Annotated in this window: 10 protein-coding genes and 2 pseudogenes; 4 read left to right on the forward strand and 8 right to left on the reverse strand. The window is 67.9% G+C overall.

Annotated elements, in window-relative coordinates; translation table 11 throughout:
• Positions 1-428: 428 nt before the first annotated feature.
• The 3 genes from ACDH77_RS19235 to hemF all read left to right on the forward strand — a co-directional run bounded on the left by ACDH77_RS19235 (position 429) and on the right by hemF (position 3,028).
• Positions 429-1,145 carry a hypothetical protein gene (locus ACDH77_RS19235; protein ID WP_372353597.1) on the forward strand — a complete coding sequence of 239 codons (717 nt, stop codon included), beginning with the start codon at positions 429-431 and terminating at the stop codon, positions 1,143-1,145.
• On the forward strand, positions 1,142-1,726 hold the full coding sequence (locus tag ACDH77_RS19240) for a hypothetical protein (protein WP_109290462.1): 585 nt from the start codon (positions 1,142-1,144) through the stop codon (positions 1,724-1,726). The genes ACDH77_RS19235 and ACDH77_RS19240 overlap by 4 nt, the downstream gene beginning before the upstream one ends.
• Before the next feature lie 402 nt (positions 1,727-2,128).
• Complete coding sequence (gene hemF / locus ACDH77_RS19245; RefSeq protein WP_008571148.1) at positions 2,129-3,028, forward strand: oxygen-dependent coproporphyrinogen oxidase; 900 nt, start codon at positions 2,129-2,131, stop codon at positions 3,026-3,028.
• 849 nt (positions 3,029-3,877) lie between these two features.
• Here hemF and polA read toward each other — a convergent pair.
• Positions 3,878-6,679: a DNA polymerase I gene (gene polA, locus ACDH77_RS19250; protein WP_372353598.1), complete on the reverse strand. Its 2,802-nt coding sequence runs from the start codon at positions 6,677-6,679 to the stop codon at positions 3,878-3,880.
• Between the two features lie 76 nt (positions 6,680-6,755).
• Between polA and ACDH77_RS19255 the strand changes: the two genes are divergently transcribed.
• Positions 6,756-7,046 (forward strand): DUF2782 domain-containing protein, encoded by a 291-nt coding sequence (locus tag ACDH77_RS19255; RefSeq protein ID WP_008571145.1) that lies wholly within the window; start codon positions 6,756-6,758, stop codon positions 7,044-7,046.
• 355 nt (positions 7,047-7,401) lie between these two features.
• On the opposite strand, the gene tssA is transcribed toward ACDH77_RS19255, so the two are convergent.
• The 7 genes and pseudogenes from tssA to ACDH77_RS19280 form a co-directional block, all read right to left on the reverse strand.
• Positions 7,402-8,445 (reverse strand): type VI secretion system protein TssA, encoded by a 1,044-nt coding sequence (tssA, locus tag ACDH77_RS19260; RefSeq protein ID WP_008571144.1) that lies wholly within the window; start codon positions 8,443-8,445, stop codon positions 7,402-7,404.
• A 49-nt stretch (positions 8,446-8,494) separates the two neighbouring features.
• Positions 8,495-13,726, reverse strand: coding sequence for a beta strand repeat-containing protein (locus ACDH77_RS19265; protein ID WP_409351287.1), 5,232 nt, complete (start codon positions 13,724-13,726; stop codon positions 8,495-8,497).
• A 78-nt stretch (positions 13,727-13,804) separates the two neighbouring features.
• Positions 13,805-13,918: pseudogene (locus tag ACDH77_RS20905) on the reverse strand (hypothetical protein); the annotation flags it as partial.
• Positions 13,904-16,678 (reverse strand): annotated as a pseudogene (locus ACDH77_RS20910) (beta strand repeat-containing protein); the annotation flags it as partial. The pseudogenes ACDH77_RS20910 and ACDH77_RS20905, both read right to left, overlap by 15 nt.
• An 11-nt stretch (positions 16,679-16,689) precedes the next feature.
• A complete protein-coding gene (locus tag ACDH77_RS19270) occupies positions 16,690-18,366 on the reverse strand; it encodes a ShlB/FhaC/HecB family hemolysin secretion/activation protein (protein WP_372353921.1) in 1,677 nt (558 codons plus the stop codon).
• Positions 18,363-18,824, reverse strand: coding sequence for a hypothetical protein (locus ACDH77_RS19275; protein WP_109290458.1), 462 nt, complete (start codon positions 18,822-18,824; stop codon positions 18,363-18,365). Before ACDH77_RS19275 ends, ACDH77_RS19270 begins: the two co-directional genes overlap by 4 nt.
• Positions 18,821-22,504, reverse strand: a complete 3,684-nt coding sequence (locus ACDH77_RS19280; protein ID WP_372353599.1) for a protein kinase domain-containing protein — start codon at positions 22,502-22,504, stop codon at positions 18,821-18,823. Before ACDH77_RS19280 ends, ACDH77_RS19275 begins: the two co-directional genes overlap by 4 nt.
• Between the last annotated feature and the right edge of the window lies 1 nt (position 22,505).

Below are 22,505 nucleotides of genomic sequence, written 5' to 3' on the forward strand. Positions count from 1 at the left end.
TGCCAGGTACTTCGAGGTGAGGGCGAAGCGTCCTGTGGCGCGTCGAGACAGGGCGTGCGCCTTGCCCACGGGTCGGCCGCCAGCGGCACGGGGCGGGCGCCGCGCGTCCTGCACGCAGATGCCGGGGTCAGGCCATCTCGCAGTCACGATGCGCCCTGACCAACCGCGCAGAACGTAGCCGATCCGGCCAACTGCAGCGACGACGCTGCGATCAGGATCAACGACGCGGCACGTGCGCGGGCAAACCAACACCGGCGTCTGGGTTGCTTCCCGCTCACCTGTTGCTACGCCAGTGGCTCTAAGCTTGGCGCTGGACCGGTAACGCGCCATCGCTGCACGCGTGCTGCTGCACCGGTCCGCCGCATGACCGGTGCGCCGCCGGCATGACGGCGCTTCCACTCACCACGGGCGCAGGGAAGGGAGACGCGATGGGCCTGTGGGACCGTTTGTTTGGACGCAAGAGCACTGCGGCAAACACGCCGCGCACGGCACCGACGGCTGCGCCTGTCGCTGCCGCAGACGTCTCGGAGGCGGGGGCCGAGATCGATCCCGCACTGCAACCGGCGCTGAGCGCGTTTCAGCGCGGCGACCATGTGGCTGCCTACAACGCTGCGCAGACGCAGCGCCACCTTGGTGCCGATGCGCAGCGCCTGTGCGCGCTGTCGTTGAGCGCGCTGGACCGCTATCGCGAGGCCTACCCGTACTGGCTGGCGCTGTATGCGCTGGAGCCCACGGCACACAACGCACTGCAGCTGGCAACCACCTCGGTGATGTGCAACGAGATCGCCCAGGGCGAGCAGTGGTTGCTGACCTTCGACGATCTCAATGCACAGGAGCGGTCCACCTCGCCGGCGACCGCGCGTACCAGCTTCCTCACCGCGCTCACCCGCGCCGGCCACGGGGCGCACGCGCTGCCGCACCTGGAATGGCTGCGCGAGGCATATGCTGGCATGTCCATTACCGACAGCCATTTCCTGTACGTGCGCGGGCTGCCGTTTCTCGAAGCATTTCTTGAGCGCAGCACGCCGCTGTTGCGCCAATGCCTGCCAGCCGACGCAGTGCCCGAGTGGTACGCGCGCCTGCAACCTGCGCTGGATCCGCCCGGGCAGGCGATGGTGGCTGCCCACATCGCATCACTACGATGAGCGCCGTCCGGCCAGCATCGGCGCGCCAGCGCGGTGGCTTCGTCACTCCGCTGGCTGGGGTTTCCCTGTTGCTGGGGGCGGTCAGCGTGCTGGCCAATCTGATGCAGATCGCAATGATCGCACTGGCGCCAGGTGCGGCATCGCTAGGGCTGCCCCAAGGCATCACCCTGCCCCCCTCCTGGCAATGGCTGATCGATCACGCGCTGTCGTTATCGGTCGCCGGCGTGGTGCTCTCGGCTGCGTTCTGCTGGTTGAGTTGGGCGCTGCTGCAGCGGCGCGAGTGGGCAAGGCGTGGCTTCGTGGCGGTGTTGCTGGTGACCGGGCTGCTCAATTTCGGCGGACTGGCGTTGATCGGGCCCTTGTTCGACGGCGTGCAGACGCTGCTGCCCGCCGATGTGCTGCAAAGCCCGGAGTGGCCGCAGATGCAGGCACGTTTGCAGGCCACCCAGCAAATGGCACTGGTCCTCACCGGCCTGGGTGCGCTGGCGATCGGCTGCGTCCACGCAGCATTGGCATGGCGGCTATGCACGCCCGCTGTCCGCGCGGAGTTTTCGCAAGCTGAGCGACCTGATAGCCGGTAAGGACGTTGCAACCTGCAGCAGTTCAGCTGCCTTGCAACGAAATACGCCTCGCTCGCCAGTTGCGCATCGAAAACTGAGAGCTTGCGTGTGCGGTTGCCTGGCTATCTTCAATCCCAGCTCGAATGCACGGCGCCCGCATCGCTCGCGGCACACGCCGTGAACCCATCCTTGCGGCAAGGACACTGCACCACACGTTGGTCGGCAGTTTATGAAGTAGCTCCTGATACGGAAACGGCGCTGTAGAACAAGCGAGTCTCGCCCCTCGGTTGCGCTGGCATACGACCATCTCGACTGGTCATTGCCCAGCGGTGATCACTGCGCCGTCATCCCGCATCGCACTGCGACAAACGGGCGCGCTTGCGCGGGATGCACCGCGCGGAGCGCACGGCTTAGAATTGGGACATGAACGAATTCGACCGTGTACGCGATTATCTGACCGACCTGCAGGACCGCATCTGCGCCGCTGTGGAAGCTGCCGACGGTAAGGCACGCTTCGCCGAGGACCTTTGGAAGCGCGAGGAAGGCGGCGGTGGCCGTACCCGCATCCTGCGCGACGGCGCGGTGTTCGAGCAGGCCGGCATCGGTTTTTCGGATGTGTCCGGTACGCGCCTGCCGCCGTCGGCCAGTGCGCACCGGCCCGAGCTTGCCGGTGCGACCTGGCGTGCATGCGGCGTCTCGTTGGTGTTTCATCCGCACAACCCGTATATCCCGACCACGCACATGAACGTGCGCTACTTCCGCGCCGAGCGCGATGGCGAGGTGGTGGCCGCCTGGTTTGGCGGTGGCTTCGACCTGACTCCGTTCTATCCCTTCGATGAGGATGTGCAGCACTGGCACCGCGTTGCACAGGCGCTGTGCGAGCCGTTTGGCCAAGAGCGCTATGCCGCGCACAAGCGTTGGTGCGACGAATACTTTTTCCTGCGCCACCGCAATGAAACGCGTGGCGTGGGCGGGCTGTTCTTCGACGATCTGGGTCAGGATTTCGAGCGCGACTTCGCCTACCAGCGCGCAGTGGGCGATGGCTTTCTGGATGCGTACATACCAATCGTGCAGCGGCGCAAGGACACACCCTACGGCGAGCGCGAACGCGAGTTTCAGTTGTACCGTCGTGGGCGCTACGTGGAATTCAATCTGGTCTACGACCGCGGCACCCTCTTTGGATTGCAGAGCGGTGGGCGCGCCGAGAGCATCCTGATGAGTTTGCCGCCGCGGGTGCGCTGGGAGTACGGCTTCACGCCGGAGCCGGGCAGCGCAGAAGCGCGGCTGGCCGATTACCTGATTCCACGCGACTGGCTCGGTTGATCGAACCGCCGCCATAAGGCGCGGCGTGCTGGCGGGCGTCCACGCAGGCGGTGGCACTGGCGGGCACGTTACAGCGCGTCGCGAGCAAGTGCGTTGCCTGCTGACGGCTCGATCCACTGCGCGTCATCGGTGGGCCACGCTGCCCGGCGACAGTGGCCGCACAGGCGCGGATCGCGCGACGCGACGGCGCCCTGTTCCTTGGCAGAATGAAACTCGCCCACCAGCGCCGGTAGCGGTAGCGGTAGCGTGCATGGCAGGCGCGCGCAAACGCAACAACCGTAAATCGATAGATGAATACGCGTGCTGCCCGCCCATAAACTGAATGAGCAGCATGGCCTCGTACCGCCGGCGCAGCATTCCCTCTGCATCGCCGCACCCGACGATGAGCGGGCATTTACGCTGCAACGCGGCATGCATTGGGGCTTGGCGCCAAGCGAATGCGTTGCCTGCGCAGGGTCTTGGAGTGGTGTCGCTACACGCCACGCGCCCTGCGCACACCGAAGGCACCTGCAGCATCGCTGTTAACGCTGCAGCGCTTGCGCATAGTGGAAGGACACAAATAAAAAGCCCCGCAGACCAGGGGGAGGTCGGCGGGGCCAGGGAACGGAAACTTGGGGAGGAGTTTCCGCTCCGAGATCTGCTCCAGGGGATGGGAGAGATCTACCGACAGGCGTTGCGCCCGTCGAGGGATATAACAACATTTTCTACATTGATGGATCGTGAAGATAACTGTTAAAAAAATGTAGAATTTAGGGGGTATTCATTCCATTAACTCAGCTGAATTCACATTATGTTTGGAACGGATTATTGCTGATCTGCGTATTCAGCATATCGCAGCCATTCACCGCATCAATGCGCTTGGTCCCAATTATCGCCAACGCCCGAATCCACCACCAACGGCACGCGTAATTCAGCTGCGCCCGCCATGCGCGTGGTGACCTCGCTCAGTAGCGTATCGACGAAATTAATATCGGCTTCGAACACCAGTTCGTCGTGCACCTGCAAGATCATCTTCGCGCGTTGCGCGTGGTTGGCGATCCAGCCGTCCACGTTGACCATGGCGCGCTTGATGATATCTGCGGCGGTGCCCTGCATCGGCGCGTTGATGGCGGCGCGCTCGGCACCGGCACGCTGGCCCTGGCTGCCGGCATTGATGAAGTCCAGATACAGCCGGCGCCCGAACACCGTTTCCACGTAGCCCTTGTCGCGCGCCTGCTGGCGGGTGGTTTCCATGAAGTCGCGCACGCCCGGGTAACGGCTGAAGTACAGCGCGATGTAGTCCTGCGCCTCGCCGCGGCCGATACCGAGCTGACGGGCCAGGCCGAAGGCGCTCATGCCGTACATCAGGCCGAAGTTGATGGCCTTGGCGGCGCGGCGCTCATCGCCGCTGACGGTGTCGATGGTGCGGCCGAACACTTCGGCGGCGGTGGCGCGGTGGACGTCGGCGCCGGATTCGAACGCGCCCACCAGTCCGGGGTCGCCGGACAGGTGCGCCATGATGCGCAGCTCGATCTGCGAATAGTCGCAGGCGATCAGCTTGCGTCCGGCCGGGGCGACGAAGGCGCGGCGGATGCGACGACCGTCTTCGGTGCGGATCGGGATGTTCTGCAGGTTCGGATCGGACGAGGACAGCCGCCCGGTGGCGGCGCCAGCCTGGTGGTAGCTGGTGTGCACGCGCCCGGACTGCGGGTGGATCATCTCCGGCAGCTTGTCGGTGTAGGTGCTGCGCAGCTTGGCCAAGCCCCGGTACTCCAGGATCACGCGTGGCAGCTCGTGCTGGTCGGCGATGGCTTCCAGTGCTTCTTCGTTGGTCGAGGGCTGGCCCTTGGGCGTCTTGACCACGGCGGGGAGCTTGAGCTCGTCGAACAGCAGGGCCTGCAGCTGCTTGGGCGAATCCAGGTTGAAGCTGCGCCCGGCCAGCTCGGTGGCTTTCTGCTGGGCAGCGAGCATGCGCTTGGACAGGTCCGCACTCTGGCGGCGCAGTTCGGCCGCATCCACGCACACACCGTTGGCTTCGATGCGGGCCAGCACGTCCACCAGCGGCATTTCGATGTCGCGGTAGACGCGCTCCAGGCCCGGTTCGCTGGCCAGCCGGGGGCCGAGCACGCGATGCAGGCGCAAGGTGATGTCGGCGTCCTCGGCGGCGTAGCGGGTGGCGTCTTCCAGGCTGATCTGGGCGAACGGGATCTGCTTGGCGCCCTTGCCGCAGACGTCTTCGTACTTGACGGTGTCGTAGCCGAGATAGCGCTTGGCCAGGCTGTCCATGTCGTGGCGGGCACTGCCGGAATTGAGCACGAAGCTCTCCAGCAGGGTGTCGTCGGCATAGCCGGCCAGCGCCACGCCATGCCGGCGCATCACGTGCAGGTCGTACTTGCCGTGCTGGCCGAGCTTGCGCACGGCCGGGTCGGTGAGCAGTGGCGCCAGTTGCGCCAATGCCTGGGTGCGGTCGAGTTGGGCCGGCGCACCGGGGAAGTGATGGCCGAACGGCAGGTACGCCGCCTGGCCGGGCTCGGCGGCCACGCTCAGGCCGATCAAATCGGCTTGCAGCGGGTCCAGGCTGTCGGTTTCGGTATCGAAGGCGAACTGCCCGGCGGCACGCAGCCGCGCGATCCAGCTGTCGAGCTGCTCCTGGGTCAGGATGGTCTCGTACTGGCCGGGCGCCGACAGCGACGGATCGAGATCCACCGCGGCGTTGACGGGGCCGGAGACGAAGCCGGTGCCGCGCGCGCGGCCCGGTTCGGTGCGCGCAGTGGCAGCAGCAGCGCCCAGCGCCACCGGCTCGGCCAGCAGGCCCGCCTGGGCGGCCGCACCACCGAGTTCGCGCAGCGCCTGGGTGAAGCCGTAGCGGGCGTACAGCACCGCCAGCGCCTCGGCGTTGGGCTCGCGCAGGTCCAGCGCGCGCGGGCCGCTGGCCAGGGTGACATCGGTCTTGATGGTCACCAGCTCACGGTTGAGCGGCAGGCGTGGCAATGCGGCGCGCAGGTTGTCGCCGATCTTGCCCTTGATCTTGTCGGCGTTGGCGATGACGCCATCGAGCGAGTCGTATTCGGCCAGCCATTTGGCGGCGGTCTTGGGGCCGCACTTTTCCACGCCGGGCACGTTGTCGACTGTGTCGCCCATCAACGCCAGCAGGTCGACGATCTGATCGGGCCGCACGCCGAACTTGGCGATCACCGCCGCGTCCGAATCCATGCGGCTGCCGCTCATGGTGTTGACCAGTTCGATGCCCGGACGCACCAGCTGGGCGAAGTCCTTGTCGCCGGTGGAGATGGTAACGCTCAACCCATCGGCGGCGCCCTGCAGCGCCAGCGTGCCGATCACATCGTCCGCTTCCACGCCGTCGATGCGCAGGATGTCGATGCCCAGCGCATGCACGATGTCGCACATCGGCTGCACCTGCGCGCGCAGGTCGTCGGGCATCGACGGTCGGTTGGCCTTGTAGTCGGCATACAAGTCATCACGGAACGTTTTACCGGGCGCATCCACCACGAAGGCGATGTAGGCCGGGCGCTCCTTCAAGGTGGCGCGCAACATGTTGACCACGCCGAACAAGGCGCCGGTGGGCTCGCCCTGGGCATTGGTCAGCGGCGGAAGCGCGTGGAACGCGCGATACAGGTAACTGGACCCGTCGATCAGGACTAATCTGCTCATGGCCCGATTCTACGCTGCACGCCCAGGGCACACCGCGCCAGCGCATACTGGCTGGCGATCAACACGGATAACGACAATGAACAAAGCACGTCTTTTGCTGCTGCCGTTACTGCTGCTCGGCGGCTGTGCCACCGGCGGCGGCGACCGCGCCGGTGGCGATATCCCGGCTGGCGCCGATGTCACCAGCAAGACCATGGGCAACGGCGACAAGGTCGACGAATACCGCGTCAACGGTCAGCTGGAGATGGTGCGGGTGACGCCGGCGCGCGGGGCGCCCTACTTCCTGTACGACCGCGACCATGACGGGCATACCGACGCGGAAAAGGACAAGGTCAACAAGGTGTATTGGCAGCTCTATAGCTGGTGATTGGGGAGTTGGGATTCGCGATTCGTGGGGCATGCGTCGGGCGTTGAGACGCCCGGTGGCGTTGCGTTTTTGATCTGCGGTTCATTGCCTTGGCCGAATTGCCGCCGTGCCCGGAGATGTCCCCTCGCGCACAGCGCGCCGCACACCCGCGTGGTGCGCTTGCGGTAGCGCTGACGATGGGCTGCCGGCATGCAGCGGTGCCCGGCGCTCTTTCACACGATTGGGCGCTACTCAACCGTGTTCACGATCGCTGGGCGCACCGCTCAGGTGCCCTGCCTGTCCAGCGCAACCGCTGCTCGGCGTTCCCTGCCCGGCGGGACACCAGGTGCTCGGGTTTCTTGCCTGGCGATGCGGCTCAGGTTTCTTCGAGCGGGCCGGTGACGCGTTGCAGTTCGTCGATGCCGGCCGGGGCCAGCTCCTTCATCAGCGCCAGGAAATCGCAGCCGACCAGGCGTTGGGCGCGGCGCAGCAGCATCGGCACCGGGCTGGATGGTTCGTGCCGGGCGTAATAGGCGCAGATCTCTTCCAGCCGCCGCTTCACATCCTCGGGGCCGGCGATCTCGTCGTTGCGGCGGGTGGCACTGGTTGCCGTGGCGGCGGCGTGGCCCTCGCCGGCAGCCTGCTCACCGTCTTCAGTGACCGCAAGGACGCCCTGCCGCGCTTGCCAATGCGGCAGTACGAAGCGCTCCAGATCGCGCAGGTCGGTCAGCAGCGGCCGCAGGTCCGGCGCAGCGGTGCCGACGCGCTCGCTCAGCAGCGCATCGATCGCGCGCGCCTGCCGCAGCGCCTCGGCAATGGCCTGGGCGGAGGTGGCCAGCGTTTCCGGCGCGCAGTCCTGGCAGCAGGCTTCGATTTCGGCCAGGCTGGGGCCGCTCTGGCCGTCGGGCAGCTTGATGCTGCCGTTGGCCACGCGCAGATCGCGCAGGCTGAAGCGGCCCAGCCGCGGCGACTGCACGAACGCGGTGGTGCGCAGCGCACCGAGCAGGCCCATCGGGTCGCTGAGGCCGACCAGCGCATTGATGCGCGAGGTCGGGTCGTTGTCGTCGTCGGCATCCAGCTGCGGATGCACGCTGTCCCAATGACGCTCGAGCAGGCCGTGGATCAACGCCAACGCATCGGCCCAGCCCGGCAGGCCGCGCAGGCGCAGCCAGGCGGCGCCGAGCTTGCCGGCCACGCGCAGGTCGCGGCTGCGCCGGCTCAGCTCCAGCGCCAGCGCCTGCACCTTGTCCCAGTCCGGTTCTTCGGCGGCGATGACGCTCTCGCCCAGCGAGCGCTCGGCGCGGGCCGACGATTCGCGCTCCAGGCGCAGGAATTCCGGGTCGTATTCCAGATCCGGTCCGGCCGGGGCGTCGTCGCCGAGCGGCGCCAGCAGGGTCTCCAGGGAACTGTCGTCTTGCATGGCACGGCCTCCATCGGGGAAGCCGCCGCGGTGGGCGGCGGCAGGCAGGTCACTCGGGATTGCAGACGGCATCCGGGTCGCCGGCGTCGCAGGCCGGCTGCTGGTCGTCGGGCAACCGCAGGCCGGGGCGGACCAGGCCGAAGGCGCGGTACGGGGTACCGCTGGCCGACAGGTCCACGAAGGCCACGGTGCGGCTGGCCGAACTCTGCGCACGGCCGGCAAACGCCGAGGCCGGCACATTGAAGCCGGAGCCGCCGGCCAGATCGAGCAGGCTGCCGTCGACCGTCGTGGCGTTGAAATACGCCGGCGGCGCGCCGATCGCCGCCACGGTCTGGGTGCCGGTACCGATCACATAGATCGGGTTCTGCTGCGTACCGATCTGGCCGGTGGCGGCAAAGGTGCCGGTGCCGTTGCGCAGCGGCGCGCGGCCGTCCTGGAACAGATTGCCGCGGACCGACAGGAACATCGCGCTGTTGCCGGCATCCACGCTGTAGCTGCTGCCATTGGCCAGCACAAGCAGCAAATCGCCGCCGTTGGTGAAGCTGAACCCATTGCTGGCGACGAAGTCGCCCAGGCGTACGACACGGTTGTCGACGAAACCGGCCGCATCGCCCAGCACCACCGCGCCGCCTGCGCTACCGCTGAGCAGGCCGGCGGTGATCGAACTGCCGGCGCGCTGGCGGATGCCGGCAGCGGCCTGCAACCAGCTGGTGGCGCCGCTGAGCTGGCCGCTCAGCTGCAGCTCGCCGCCGCTGCGCAGGCGCAGCGAGGGGCCGCCGTCGACGCGGCCGCTGACCAGCAGCGAGCGATTGCTGACCAGATTCAGGCCTTGCGCGCTGAAGTCGCCGAGCGCGTCGATGGCGTTGCCACTGCCGGTGAGCGTGACCGCCCCGGCGGCATTGCCGCCGAGCTGACCGGCGCGCAGGTTGCCGGCGTTCTGGGTGATCGCCCCGCCGCTGCTCAAGGCCACGCTGGCGCCTTCAACGTCGTGACCGAGTGCCACGCCGGTGCCGCCGCGCAGGGCGATGGCGTTGGCGCTGAGCGCGCCAGCGGTGGTGAGCTGGCCACCGGCCTGCAGACGCAGGGCATCGCTGGCTTGCGCAGTCGCCGCCAGGTCGTTGCGATCGACGATGGCGATGCTGCTGCCGCGCGCCTGCACCGTGCCCTGGAAATCGTTACCGGCCGCATCCAGCACGATCGCACCGGTGCCGGCATCGAGCACGCTGTTGCCCGCCACGGTCAGCGCGCCTTGCTGGGTAATGCCGGCAGCGGTGGCCGCAGGCACGGCGATCGCCTGGGCAACGATCGTGTTGGCCTGGGCCGTTGCTGCACTCCCGCTGCGTGCCACCAGCGCACCGCCGACGCGCCCCTGGCCCAGATCCAGGCCGGCGCCGCTGGCGACATCCAGTGCATCGACCTCCAGATTGCCCAAGACCAGCGCATTGCGATCGCGCACGCTGGCCGCGCCGCCGCTCAGGCTCACCGCCGCCTGGAAATCGTTGTCGGCATCGGTCAATGCAATGGCAGCGCCACTGCTGTTGATGCGGGTACTGCCGGTCACGGTCAACGCGCCGCTCTGGGTGACGGCACCGCCATTGCTGGCCGCATCCAGATCGCCATTGACCAGGCCAACGCCCAGATTCAGCGCGCCGCTGTTACGGACCTGCAGGTTGCCGGTGTTGAGCGTGCCCAGGGTCAAGCCATTGGCATCGCGCACGCTGCTGGCCCCGCCGCTCAGGGTGAGCAGGCCCTGGAAGTCGTTGCCCGCCGCCTCCAGGGTGATGGCGCCGCTGCCGGCATCGACCGTGGTGTCGCCTGCGACGAGCAACGCGCCACCGGTCTGGGTGATGGCGGCGTTGGTGCTGTTCAAGCGCAGCGCGTTGCCTGCCGTGAGCGTGTTGCTCAGCGCGATGCCATTGGCGCCGGTCAGTTGCACCGTGCCACCGCGCAAGGCGCCGGCGGTGCGCAAGGTGCCGCCGTTGGCTGTCAGCGTCAGCGCGCCGGTGCCGGTGTCGATCTGGCTGGCCGGCAGGTTCAAGTCACCGCCGGCGACCAGCGAGATCGCCGCGTTGCCACCGCTGCGCACCGCAGCGATGCTGAGGTCGTTGCGATCCTGCACGGCGATGGCATTGCCGGTGAGCGCAACCGCGCCGACGAAGTCGTTGTTGGCATCGGTCAAGGCGATGTCGCCGCTGCCGGCATTCAAGCTGGATGCACCGCCGACCGACAAACCGCCGCTCTGGGTGATCGCTGCATTGCCGCTGGTGCCGTTCAACGCGCCACGCACCACCCCGTTACCGAGATGCAGTGCGCCACTGCTGTTGGCGGTGAGTGCATTGGTGGACAGCGTGCCGAAACTGAGCGCGTTGCCGGCGATCTGCACGTCGCCTGCCGTGAGATTGACCACGCCGTTGAAGGTGTTGCCCGCGGTATTGAGCGTGACGTTGCCACTGCCTGCATTGACGGTGGTGGTGGTGCCAACGTCGAGTGCCGCGGCGGTCTGCGTGATCGCGGTGTTGTTGCTGCTCAGCGACAGCGCGCCTGTGGTGGTGATGGTGTGGCCGATGGTGAGACCGTCGCGTGCGGACAGGGTGACGTTGCGGCCGCGCAAGTCGCCGCCGGTGCTCATGCTGCCGCCATTGGCGATCAGGGCAAGATCGGCGGTGCCGGTGTCCAGGTTCTGCGCGGAGAGGTTCAGTGCGCCGCCGGCGGTCAACGCGATGGTGCCGTTGGCACCGGCGTTCAAGGCATTGATGGTGAGGTTGCCGCGATCGGCCACCGTGATGCCGGTGCCGGTGAGACGGATGCCGGCGCCAAAGCGGTTGCTGCCGTTGTTGAGCGCGATGCTGGCGCTACCGGCATCGACGGTGCTGGTGCCCACCACGTCGAGTGCGCCGGCGTTCTGCACGATGGCGGCGTTGGTGCTGCGCAGGGCGAGCGTGTTGGCGGTGACGGTGTGGCCCAGAGTCAGGCCGTCGCGTCCGAACAGCGTCACGTTGTTGCCACCCAGGGCTGCGGCCGTGCTCAGTGCGCCGCCGTTCGATGCCAGGGTCAGGTTGCTGTTGCCGACCGCGATAGCCTGCGACGGCAGGCTCAAGGTACCGCCGGCGGTCACTGCAACACTGCCGTTGCCGGTGCTGGTCAATGCGGCAAGGCTGAGGTTGTCGCCGTCGATCACGCCAATGCCGTTGCCGGTCAGGCTGACGCTGTTGAAGTTATTGCCGGCTTGCAGCAACGAAATCGCACCGGTGCCCGCATCGACCGTGGTGGCGCCGCTGACCAGCAGTGCGCCGCCGCTTTGCGTAATGGCGGCATTGCTGCTGGCAAGCGACAACGTGCGCGCGGTGATGTTCTGGCCCAAGGCCAAGCCGCTGTTGGCGCGCAGGCTCACTTCATCGCCAAGCAGTGCGGCAGACAGGCTCAGGCTGTTGGCGATCAGGTTGATATCGCCGCTGCCGTTGTTCAACGTCGTGCCTGGCAGGATCAGGTTGCCGCCGGCGGTCAGCGCGATCGTGCCGCCGTTGTTGCTGGTCAGCGAAGAGAGCGTGAGATCGTTGCTGTCGCGCACCGCGATGCCGGCGCCGGTCAGGCTCATGCTGCCCTGGAAGTCGTTGCTGCCGTCGATCAGCGCGATGGCGCCGCTGCCGGCATTGAGGGTGGTGGCGGCATCGACGATCAGTCCGCCGGCCTGGCCGATGGCGCCATTGCCGCTGCTCGCAGCAAGGGTGCCGGCAACGCGGCCGCTGCCCAGGTTCAATGCGCCGTTGCTGGTGGCGGTGAGGTTGGCGGTGTTCAGCGTGCCCAGCGTCAACGTGCTGCTGTCGCGGATCGACACCTCGTTGCCGGTCAGGCTCACTGCACCGCCGAAGTGATTGCCGGCACTGCCCAACGCGATCGCGCCGGAGCCGGTGTTGAAGCTGGAGGTCGAACCGATGCGCAAGGCGCCTGCGGTCTGGTTGATCGCGCTGTTGCTGGTGGACACCACCAAGGTGCTGCTGTCGATGCTGGTCGCCAACGTCAGTGCGTTGGCGCTGAACAGCGAGACCGCATTGCCGGCGAGATCGCCGCCCAATGTCAGCGTGCCGTTTTCTGCGCGCAGCGTCAGGTCATCGCTGCTGGTCAATCCGCTGCCGGGCAGCGTGAGCGAGTTGCGTGCGGTGAGCGCGATGGTGCCGGCTCCACCGTTGTTGAGCGAGACCACGCTGAGATCGTTCGCATCGACCACCGCGATATTGCGGCCGGTCAGTGCAAGGCCGTTCCTGAAGTCGTTATCGCGTGCGAGCGAAATGGCGCCGTTGCCGGCATCGACGGTGGCAAGGCCGCCGACGTCGAGCACCCCTGCATTCTGGAAGATCGCGTTGGTGGTGGCAGTCAGGCCCAGGCTGCCACTGGCGGTGACGTTGTGATTGAGCACGATGCCATCGCGGCCGCTCAGGCTCACATTGCCGCCATTCAAGCTGCCGTTCGTGCTCACTACGCCGCCATTGGCGATCAGGCTGAGCGCGCCGGTGCCGGTGCTGAGGTTTTGCGTGGGCAGCGTGAGCGCGCCGCCGGCTGTCAGGGCGATGGCGCCATTGGTGCCGTTGCTGATCGAGGAGATGCGCAGATCGTCACGATCGACCACGCTGATGCCGGTACCGGTGAGGCTGACGCCGCTGCGGAAATCGTTGCTGCCGTCGGTCAGCGCGATGGCGCCGCTGCCGGCGTTGAGGGTGGCGCTGCCATCGACGATCAGCCCGCCGGCCTGGCCGATGGCGCCATTGCCGCTGCTCGCAGCCAGGGTGCCGGCAACGCGGCCGCTGCCCAGGTTCAATCCGCCGTTGCTGGTGGCAGTGAGGTTGCCGGTGTTGAGCGTGCCCAGCGTCAGCGCGCCGCTGTCGCTGATCGACACGCCGTTGCCGGTCAGGCTCACTGCGCCGCCGAAGTGATTGCCGGCGCTGCCCAGTGCCAGCGCACCGGTGCCGGCGTTGAAGCTGGAGGTCGAACCGATGCGCAAGGCGCCTGCGGTCTGGTTGATCGCGCCGTTGTTGGTGGACACCGACAAGGTGCTGCTGTCGATGCTGGTCGCCAGCGTCAGTGCGTTGGCGCTGAACAGTGACACCGCATTGCCGACCAGATTGCCGCCCAATGTGAGGGTGCCGCTGTCTGCGCGCAGCGTCAGGTTGTCGGTGCTGGTCAATCCGCTGGCAGGCAGCGTGAGCGAGTTGCGTGCGGTGAGTGCGATGGCGCCGGCGCCCCCGTTGTTGAGCGAGACCACGCTGAGGTCGTTCGCATCGGCCACTGCGATATTGCGGCCGGTCAATGCAATGCCGTTCTTGAAGTCGTTATCGCCTGTGAGCGAAACGGCGCCGTTGCCGGCATTGACGGTGGCCAGCCCGCCAACGTCGAGCACGCCCGCGTTCTGAGTGATTGCGGCGTTGGTGGCAGTCAGGCCCAGGATACCGCCGGCGGTGACGGTGTGATTGAGCGCCACGCCATCGCGCGCGCTCAGGCTGACGTTGCCGCCGCTCAAGGTGCCGAGCGTACTCAAGGCACCGCCATTGGCGACCAGGCTGAGTGCGCCGGTGCCGGTGGAAAGATTCTGCGTGGGCAGCGTGAGCGCGCCGCCGGCTGTCAGGGCGATGGCGCCATTGGTGCCGTTGCTGATCGAGGCGACGCTTAGATCGTCGCGATCGACCACGCTGATGCCGGTGCCGGTGAGGCTGACGCTGCTGCGGAAATCGTTGCTGCCGTCGGTCAGCGCGATGGCGCCGTTGCCGGCGTTGAGGGTGGCGCTGCCATCGACGATCAGTCCGGCGCTCTGGCTGATGGCGCCATTGCCACTGGTTGCATCCAGGGTGCCGCGGACGCTGCCGCTACCCAGGTTCAACGCACCATTGCCGGTGGCGGTGAGGCTGCCGGTATTCAGCGCACCCAGCGTCAGCGCGCCAGTGTCGGCGATGCGTGTGTCGCCGCCGGTCAGCGTCACCACGCCCTGGAAATCGTTGGTCGCTTCATCCAGTTCGATGGCGCCGGTTCCGGCATTGACGGTGCTGGTGCCGGTGGCGGTCACGCTGCCGGCGGTCTGGGTGATCGCGCTGTTGGTGGTGGTCAGTGCCAGCGTGCCGCTTGCAGTGACGTCATGCCCCAGAGTCATGCCGGCAGTGCCGGTGAGGTCCACGTTCGTGCCGGCCAACGCGGCGCGCGTGGTGAGGCTGCCGCCACTGGAAAGGGTGAGGTTGGCGCTGCCGGTGTTGATCGCCGTTGCCGGCAAGGTCAATGCACCGCTGGCACGCAGCGACAGCGCGCTGTTGTTGCCAAGATTCAGGGTGCCGATGGCCAGATTGCCGGCAGCGTTCAACGAGATGCCGCGACCGGTGGCGCTGACCAGATCGCCAAAGGCGTTGCCGCTGTTGTTCAGGGTGATCGCACCGGTGCCGGCAGTGAGGTTGCTGGTGCCGACGATGGTCAGGAAGTTACCGGCCGACTGGGTGATCGCGCCGTTGTTGCTGGTGGCGAGCAAGGCACCGCCCACCCGGCCGCTGCCCAGGTTCAACGCGCCGTTGCTGATGGCGGTGAGATCGTTGACGTTCACCGCACCCAGTGTCAGCGCGCCGCTGTCGCTGATGCGCGTGTTGCCGCCGGTCAGCGCCACCACGCCCTGGAAGTCGTTGCCTGCGCCGTCCAGCGTGATGGCACCGGTTCCGGCATTGATGGTGCTGGTGCCGGTGGTGGCCACGCTGCCGGCGGTCTGGGTGACCGCGTTGTTGGTGGCGGTCAACTTCAGCGTGCCGCTTGCCGTGACGTCATGCGCCAGCGCGATGCCGCCGCGACCGGTGAGGTCCACGTTCGTCCCGGTCAGCGTGGCGCGCGTGCTGAGGCTGCCGCCGCTGGACAGGGTGAGGTTGGCGCTGCCGGTGTTGATCGCCGTTGTCGGCAAGGTCAATGCGCCGGTGGCACTCAACGACAGCGCACTGTTGCTGTCGAGGTTCAACGTGCCGATCGAGAGATTGCCTGCCGCGTTCACGGCAATGCCGGTGCCGCTGGCGCTGACCAGGCCACCGAAGGTGTTGCCGCCGTTGGTCAGCGAAAGCGCACTGCCGGACTGCAGGAATTGGCTGGTGCCCGTCACCGCCAGCGCACCGGATTGGGACAACGCGACCGTGTTGGTCAGGCTGAGGTTGCCGCCTACATCCAGGTTGCCGAGGCCGCTGATCTTGTTGGCCCCGCTGAAGGTGGCACTGCCACCGATAAAGCCACCCAGGCTGCCGGCGGTGTAGATGCCGGTCTGTTGCACGCCGCGACCGGTGCTCAGGGTGATCGCCCCGGTGCCGGCATCGATGCTGCCGCCGCCGGCGACGTCGAAGCTGCCACCGCCGGAGGCGATGAGCGACACGCTGCCGTCGGGGCCATTGGACAGCGACGCCGCACGAATGGTGCCGCTGTTGTTGATGAGTCGATCGAAGATGCCTTGCGCCGCACGCGCCTGCAGCTGGATCGCGCCGCCTGGCGCGCTCAGGGTGCCGGAATTGTCCACCGCTTCGGTCGCCAGACTCAGCTGCAGCGGCTTGTCGATCAGCACGCCGAAGCCGCCGCTTTCGAACGTCAGCGTGGCTGCGTCGGCACCGGCGAGCGTGATGTTGCCGGCGGTGGCGGTGATGGTGCCGCTGTTGGACGCCCGGCCGCCGATCAGCACGGCCGACCCGGCAGCGGCGTTGATGGTGCCGCTGTTGATGACCTGCGCCACGGTCGTGCCGCCGGCATCCAGGCTGTAGTCGCCGCTCATGAACTTGGACACGGTGGTGCCCAGCGTACTGACCACCAGGCCGCCGACATTGATGTTGGCGGTGTTGCCGATCAATACGCCGTTGCTGTTGAGCAGGAACACCTGCCCATTGGCGTTGATGTTGCCGTAGATCTGCGTCGGGTTGCCGCTCTGCACCAGGTTGAGCACCACCGAACTGGCGCTGGGCTGGTTGAAGATCATCGTCGCCGACGAGCCGATGTCGAACGCCGACCAGGTCAGCGCCATGCGCGAGGAGGTCTGGTCGACGGTCCGGCTGCTGCCGTTGACGGCATTGATGGTGCCGGTGCCGCCGGCGATGCTGCCGCCGGTCGGCAGCTGGTTGGCCGCCACCTGGGCCAGGCCGCTGACCGGCATGGCCATCAGGGCAGCTGCCAGCGCAACGGCCAGCGGGCAGTGACGCAACGGGAGCGTGCGCGGCGAGGTCGCGGTATGGATGGTGGCGTGCATGCGCAGATCCCTCAGAAAGTGAAGCCGAAACGCGTGTAGATGCGGGCGTCGTCGCGTCCGTCGGAGGCATCGCGCGCACCGGTCGGAAGCGCGGCGCTGATGCGCCACTCGAAATTGGCGTACTGCGGCAAGCGGAAGGTCAGGCCCACGCCGGCGGCATCGAAACTGGCCGGCGCCAGGCGGCCATTGGCGGCGAACACGCGGGCGTGGTCGGCGAAGACATCCAGCTCCAGCAATTCGCGCCAGGGCCGGCCATTGAACGGCGATGCGGCATCGGCAAAACCGGGGGCATCGATGTGGTATTCGAGCGCGGTGTAATACCCGCGGTCGCCCAATGCATCGGAGACCGGATAGGCGCGCACGCTGTCGGGCCCACCGACAGCGAACTGCTCCATCGGGGTCAGCGTGTCGTCGCTGTATTGGCCGTTGAACTTGAAGTACAGCCGCTGCGTGCGGGTGAGGTATTGCAGGCGCGTGTAGGCCAGCCGCGCGATGGTGAAATAGCTGTCGCGACCGGGGCTGATCTGGTCCACCGCCGCCGAGCGGTCGCGCAAGGATTGCCGCACGCTCCCCTGCAGCAGATCCACGCCGCGCCAGCGCAGGTCGGTGCGCCGCAACGACAGGCCCAGTTCGGCGACATCGAACTGCTGGTCGGACAACTGCATGCCCAGCGCGCTGAGCTTGGATTGCTCGCGCAGATAGCGCGCCGAGCCCTGCAGCTGCAGCGTTTCGGTGTTGATGAATTTCCAGTCGGCGCCGATGTAGACGATGGAGGTCGGCCCCTTCAGGCCAAGCCGGGCGAACACGCCGTTGCGCACCTCCAGTTCGCTGCGGCTGGCGCCGATCACCGCGCTCAGGCCGGACACGCTGCCGATCGGCAGGCCATAGGACAGCGCGCCGATCTGGCTCTGCCGCGGCGCCAGCGAATAGGCGTAGTTGGCGGCGAACACATCGCCCAGGCCGAGCGGGCTATTCCAGGTGATGCCGGCCTGGGCGCGATAACGGCCGGTCAGCTCGGTGCCGTAGTTGTTGCCGCCCAGGGTGATCACATACGGGCGGGCGGCCTCGCTGGCGACCAGCACCACGTCGGTCTCGCCTTCCTTCTGGCCCGGCTGCAGCACCGACGACACCGACACGCCCGGCAGATCGCGCGCATACAACAGCGCGGTGTCCACGTCCTGCTTGCGCAGCGGGCGGCCCTGCAGCTGGCGCAGCGGTGCCGACAATGCGTTGCCGCGGTAGCGTGCGGCGCCCTGCACGCTGATCTGGCCGATGCGCCCTTCCAGCACGCGGATTTCGATCAGTTGGTCGGGGCCCGGCGTCTGCGCCGGCAGATAGGCCGTGCTGACGATGAAGCCGGCCTGCCGGTAGGCGCGGGTGACCGCATCGGCGACCGCCTGCAGTTGATCGAAGCGCAATGCCACCACCGGCTGGCCCTGGGCCAGCTCGGCGAAGGCAGCGTCGGCCACGGCCTGCATGCGGGCCGGGTCGATGCCGGCTTCCGGGTAGTGGCCCACATCGCGCACGCGAAAGCCGCGCACCTGCACGGTGACCGCCTCGGTCCGGTCCCTCATGGCCGGCACCGCCGCTGCCGACTGCGCAGCAGCCGTGGCATCGGTCGGCGACTGCGCCCACCCAGGTGCGGCCAGCAGTAGGCACGCGGACACCGCCGCGGCCAGACACGTCATACGCATACGTCCATTTCCCCTGAGACCATCCGGTGTTGCGCATGGCCGACGTGTCCCGCTGCACACGCAGGCGCCACGGCGGCGACTGCACGGCGATCGGCGTGTCTGACCTCGCCCCTTGCTGAACGTCGATCAAACCCCGACGTACATTTATGCAATGTTAGCAAGATTATTGCGATGAGCATCACGATTATGAAGACCGCTGCCACCTGACTGCGCAGTTTGCGTGCGACCGGATGCCCCGACAGCGGGCCCGGCCGGGCATCAGGCGAACTCGGCAAGGCGTTGCGCAGGGTCACCCCCTGGGTCTGGCGGGCGGCGTCCAGTACGCGCCGACGGCGTGCGCGGTACTGCTCGCGGTCGAGTTGGCCCTGCTGATGCGCCAACGCCAGCGCCTTCAGCTGCGCATTGGCCGGGTGCGCAGCGGCAGCGGTGGGCGACGGCGGGGCGGCGCTCACGGCAGCTCCCGCAGCACGCGCAGGCCCACGTCCGGTTGCGCCGAGCCGTTGTCGGCACGGCTGGCCTGCACCGTGCAATCGGACCAGTAGCTGGAAAAACTTCCGCCGCGGGCCTGCACGCCTGTTCCGGTCGATACCCATTCCCAGACATTGCCGGTGAGATTGATCAGGCCCCAGGGATTGGCATCGCGCCCGCGTGCCGACACCGGTGCGCGCGCGGCATCGCCGGCACTGGCGTTGGGCGGCACGCAATTGCTGTCTTCGGCCTGCCGCCAGTTGCTGGCCGCCTGCGCGGCATGCAGCCACTCGGCATCGCTGGGCAGCCGGTACCGCCAGCCGCCGCTGCCGATGGTGAGCCAGCGCAGATAGGCGCGCGCCAGGGTCAGGCTGATATTGCGCACCGGCGCGCGCGCCAGCTCCGGGGTGGCGGCGGCCTGGGCGGTACAGCGGCCGGTGGCCTGGCAGAACAGGTTGAAATCGGCCACCGCCACTTCGCCGCGCGACAACGCGTACGGCTTGCCGCCAGCGATGGCCGGGATCACCACCAGCATCGGCCCGCGGGTCTGCCCGAGTGTGTCGAAGCACGCCGCGGCACGCCCGGCCAGGCCGGCGCAGGGATCCGGGCCGGTGGGCACCGGCGGCAGGCTGTCGGTATCGTCCGCGTTGGCGGGCAATGCCGCAGCGGCGGGGTCGCGCGCAGTCGTTGGGGTGGCGGCGGGCTTGGCAGCGGATTTGCCGCGCGCCGGTCTTGCGCCGGCGGCCGGCGCAGCTGTCTCGGTGGCGCCGCCCGGCGGCACGCTGGCGTCGGCCGGCGCATCGGCGGCGGGCGCGCGTTGCAGACGGGCCGACAACGAGCCTTCCGGCAATTGGCCGGCCGCCTTCATCTGCGCCTCCAATTGCGCCAGCGCGCTGGCGTCGGTGCGATAGAGCGTTTGCAGGCGCCCGGCAAGTTGCTGGCGTTCGCCGGGCGCCAGCGTGCCCGCGGTCATCACTGCGGCGGCCACCGCATAACGGGTTTGCGCGCTGCGCAGTTCGTCGCGCTGGCCAAGTGTCTGCAGCCCTTGCCTCAGCAGGTCGGCCGCCTGGGCGTATCGCCCGTGTGCGAACGCATCGCCGGCGGTGTTGCGATACACCTGCGAGAGCAGTTGCGGGCCTTCGCTGCGCAACAACGGATGGTCCGGTTGCAGGGTGCGGATGCGCGCCAGCGCATCGCGGGTCTTGCCCAGATCGTTGGCGGCGGCGGCGCGGCGCAGCGACTCGATCCGCGCGGCCAGTTCGGACTCGGCGCTTTCGCGCGCCAACGCTTGTTCGAGCTGGTGCTCCAGCGTCTGCAGGCGTGTGCGCTGGGCCAGCAGGCTGGCCGATTGCGGGGCCACGCGCAGGCCGACATCCACCAGCGCCTGCGCGCCAGCCAGCTGTGCGGGGTCGCTTTGTGCGGCAACCGCCGTGCTGATGGCCTCGGCCAGCGCGCTGCCCTGGCTGCTGCGCTCGGCCACCGGCAGTGCGGCCAGTGCGGCGTCGATACGCGCGCGCCAGGCCGGGTCGGTGCTGGGGTTGGCCAGATCGGCAGCCAGTGCCTTGCGCGCGCTGTCGGCATCGCGCGGCGCGGCGGTAACCGGCGTGCGTTTGGCTTGCTGCTCGGCCACGCCGACCTCGGCGCTGCGCAACTGCAGGCGCAACGAGTCCGGAAACGCTGCGCGCGCCTGTTCTACTTCGGTCCGCGCGGTGGTGAGTTGCCCGGCCGCCACCGCCTGCGCGATGGCCGCGTCCAGGCGTACTTCCAGTGCGGAATGGCGCAGCAGGCTGCTGCCCGGATCGATGCGGCGCACCTGGTCGAGCGTGGCCAGTGCGTTGTCGGGCTGGGTGCGGAACAACAGCCCGGCATCGAGCTGGCGATTGAGTGTGGTGTCGAGCGCGTTGAGGCGTTGGTTCTTTTCGCGCTCGATGGCCTGGCGACGCGCATCCAGCGCGGGCGAATACAGCCGCAACCGGTCGCGCAAGGCGAACACCTGCAACGCGCCGCGGTAATCGTCGCGGCCGTTAGCCGGATTCCACAGCGCGTCCAGGCGACGCAGCAGGAAATCTTCGATGAGGTCGCTGCGGTCCATCAGCACGCGCCGGCGGTCGTCTGCGCTCAGGCTGGACAGCGCCTGCATGACCTGGGTTTCGTTGCGGTACTGCTGCGGGTCCTGCGCACCGAAGCGTGCGATGACCTCATCCAGATGGCGCTGATGCAGATAACGCGATGCGCCCCACCCGCCCACGCCGACCAGCGCGAGCGCGGTGGCGCCATAGCCGATCAACGGCAGCGCGCGCTCGCGCAGCGGCACCTGGCGCAGGCCGTCGAGCAGTTGGTCCACGCGCGTGAGCCGCTGCGCAGCCGGGAATGCCACGGCCGCGCACAACGTGGCGTACTGGCGACGGGTCAGGCCCGGCACCGGCGGCGGGCGGCGGCCTTCGCGCAGCGCCACTTCGGCACTGAGTTTGTCGAATGGGTGCTTGCCGGTCAGCAATTCGAAACACACGCAGCCCAGCGCGTACAGATCGTCGGCCGGGGTGGGCGCCTGTCCGCGGATCATTTCCAGGCTGGCATAGGCCGGCGTCAATGCGCCCAGCGTGGCCGCATCGAACACGGTCTGTTCGCCGGCGACATCGGCCGCATGCTTGCCGGCGCGTGCGATGCCGAAATCGAACACCTTGGCCACGCCATCGCGGGTGACCATGACGTTGCCGGGCTTGAAATCCGAATGCACGATGCCGGCCGCGTGCGCGCGCATCAGCGCCCGGCCCATGCCCTCGATCAGCGGCCAGGCCTGCTTGAGCGGCATGCCGTTGTAGGCCTGTTCGCGGATCAGCGTTTTCAGGTCGCAACCGTCGATGTATTCCATGGTCATGAAGACCAGGGTGCGATCCTTGTCGAAGTCGTACACGCGCACGATGTTGTCGTGGGCCAGCTTCTGCGAGCGGCGCGCTTCGCGCTGCAGGGCGACCAGTGCGTCGGGATGGCGGCGGAATTCGTCGCTGAGCACTTTGACCGCCAGCCACGGATCGCGGTCGCGTGCTTCCACCTTGCGTTCGTCGCGGGCCAGATACACCACCCCCATGCCGCCGCGGCCGAGTTCGCGTTCGAGCTGGAAGCGGCCCTTGAGCAGGCTGCCGACACCGGCATGATCGCCACCGGTAGCTTCGGCCAGGTGCTGCCAGCTGGACAGGCTGGCGGTACCGGCCGTGCCGGTGCCGGTGCCGGTGTGCGTGCCGAGGTGGGTGGGCGTGCCCAGCCCCAGGCTGGTGAGGCTGGGCGCATCGCCGGGCAGGGGCTGCGCCGGTTGCACGCGGGTGATGTCGTCTTCGACCACGCGCGCCGAGCCGGGTCGTGGCATCACCACGGTGGCATCGTCGTCGACCATCGTTGGCGTGGGTATTGGCTGCTGCGTTGGCGCAGGCGCAGGCGCAATCGCACGATCGCGCAACGCATCCAGCCGGCTCACCAGCGTGGTCACGGTGGCATCGTCGAGCAGGTGCTGGCGTTGCAGCGTCCACAGCGTTTCCACCCCGGCACGGTATTCGGCCTCCGGTACCGCGGCGCGCTTGCCCAGCGCGGCCAGAACGGCATTGAGGTCGAGCGCGCCGCGGCGCATGGCGGTGACCAGTTCGGTCACGGTGGCGGTGTCTTCGTGCATG

Source organism: Xanthomonas axonopodis pv. maculifoliigardeniae (assembly GCF_041519315.1).
In the GTDB taxonomy this organism is placed as follows: domain Bacteria; phylum Pseudomonadota; class Gammaproteobacteria; order Xanthomonadales; family Xanthomonadaceae; genus Xanthomonas; species Xanthomonas euvesicatoria.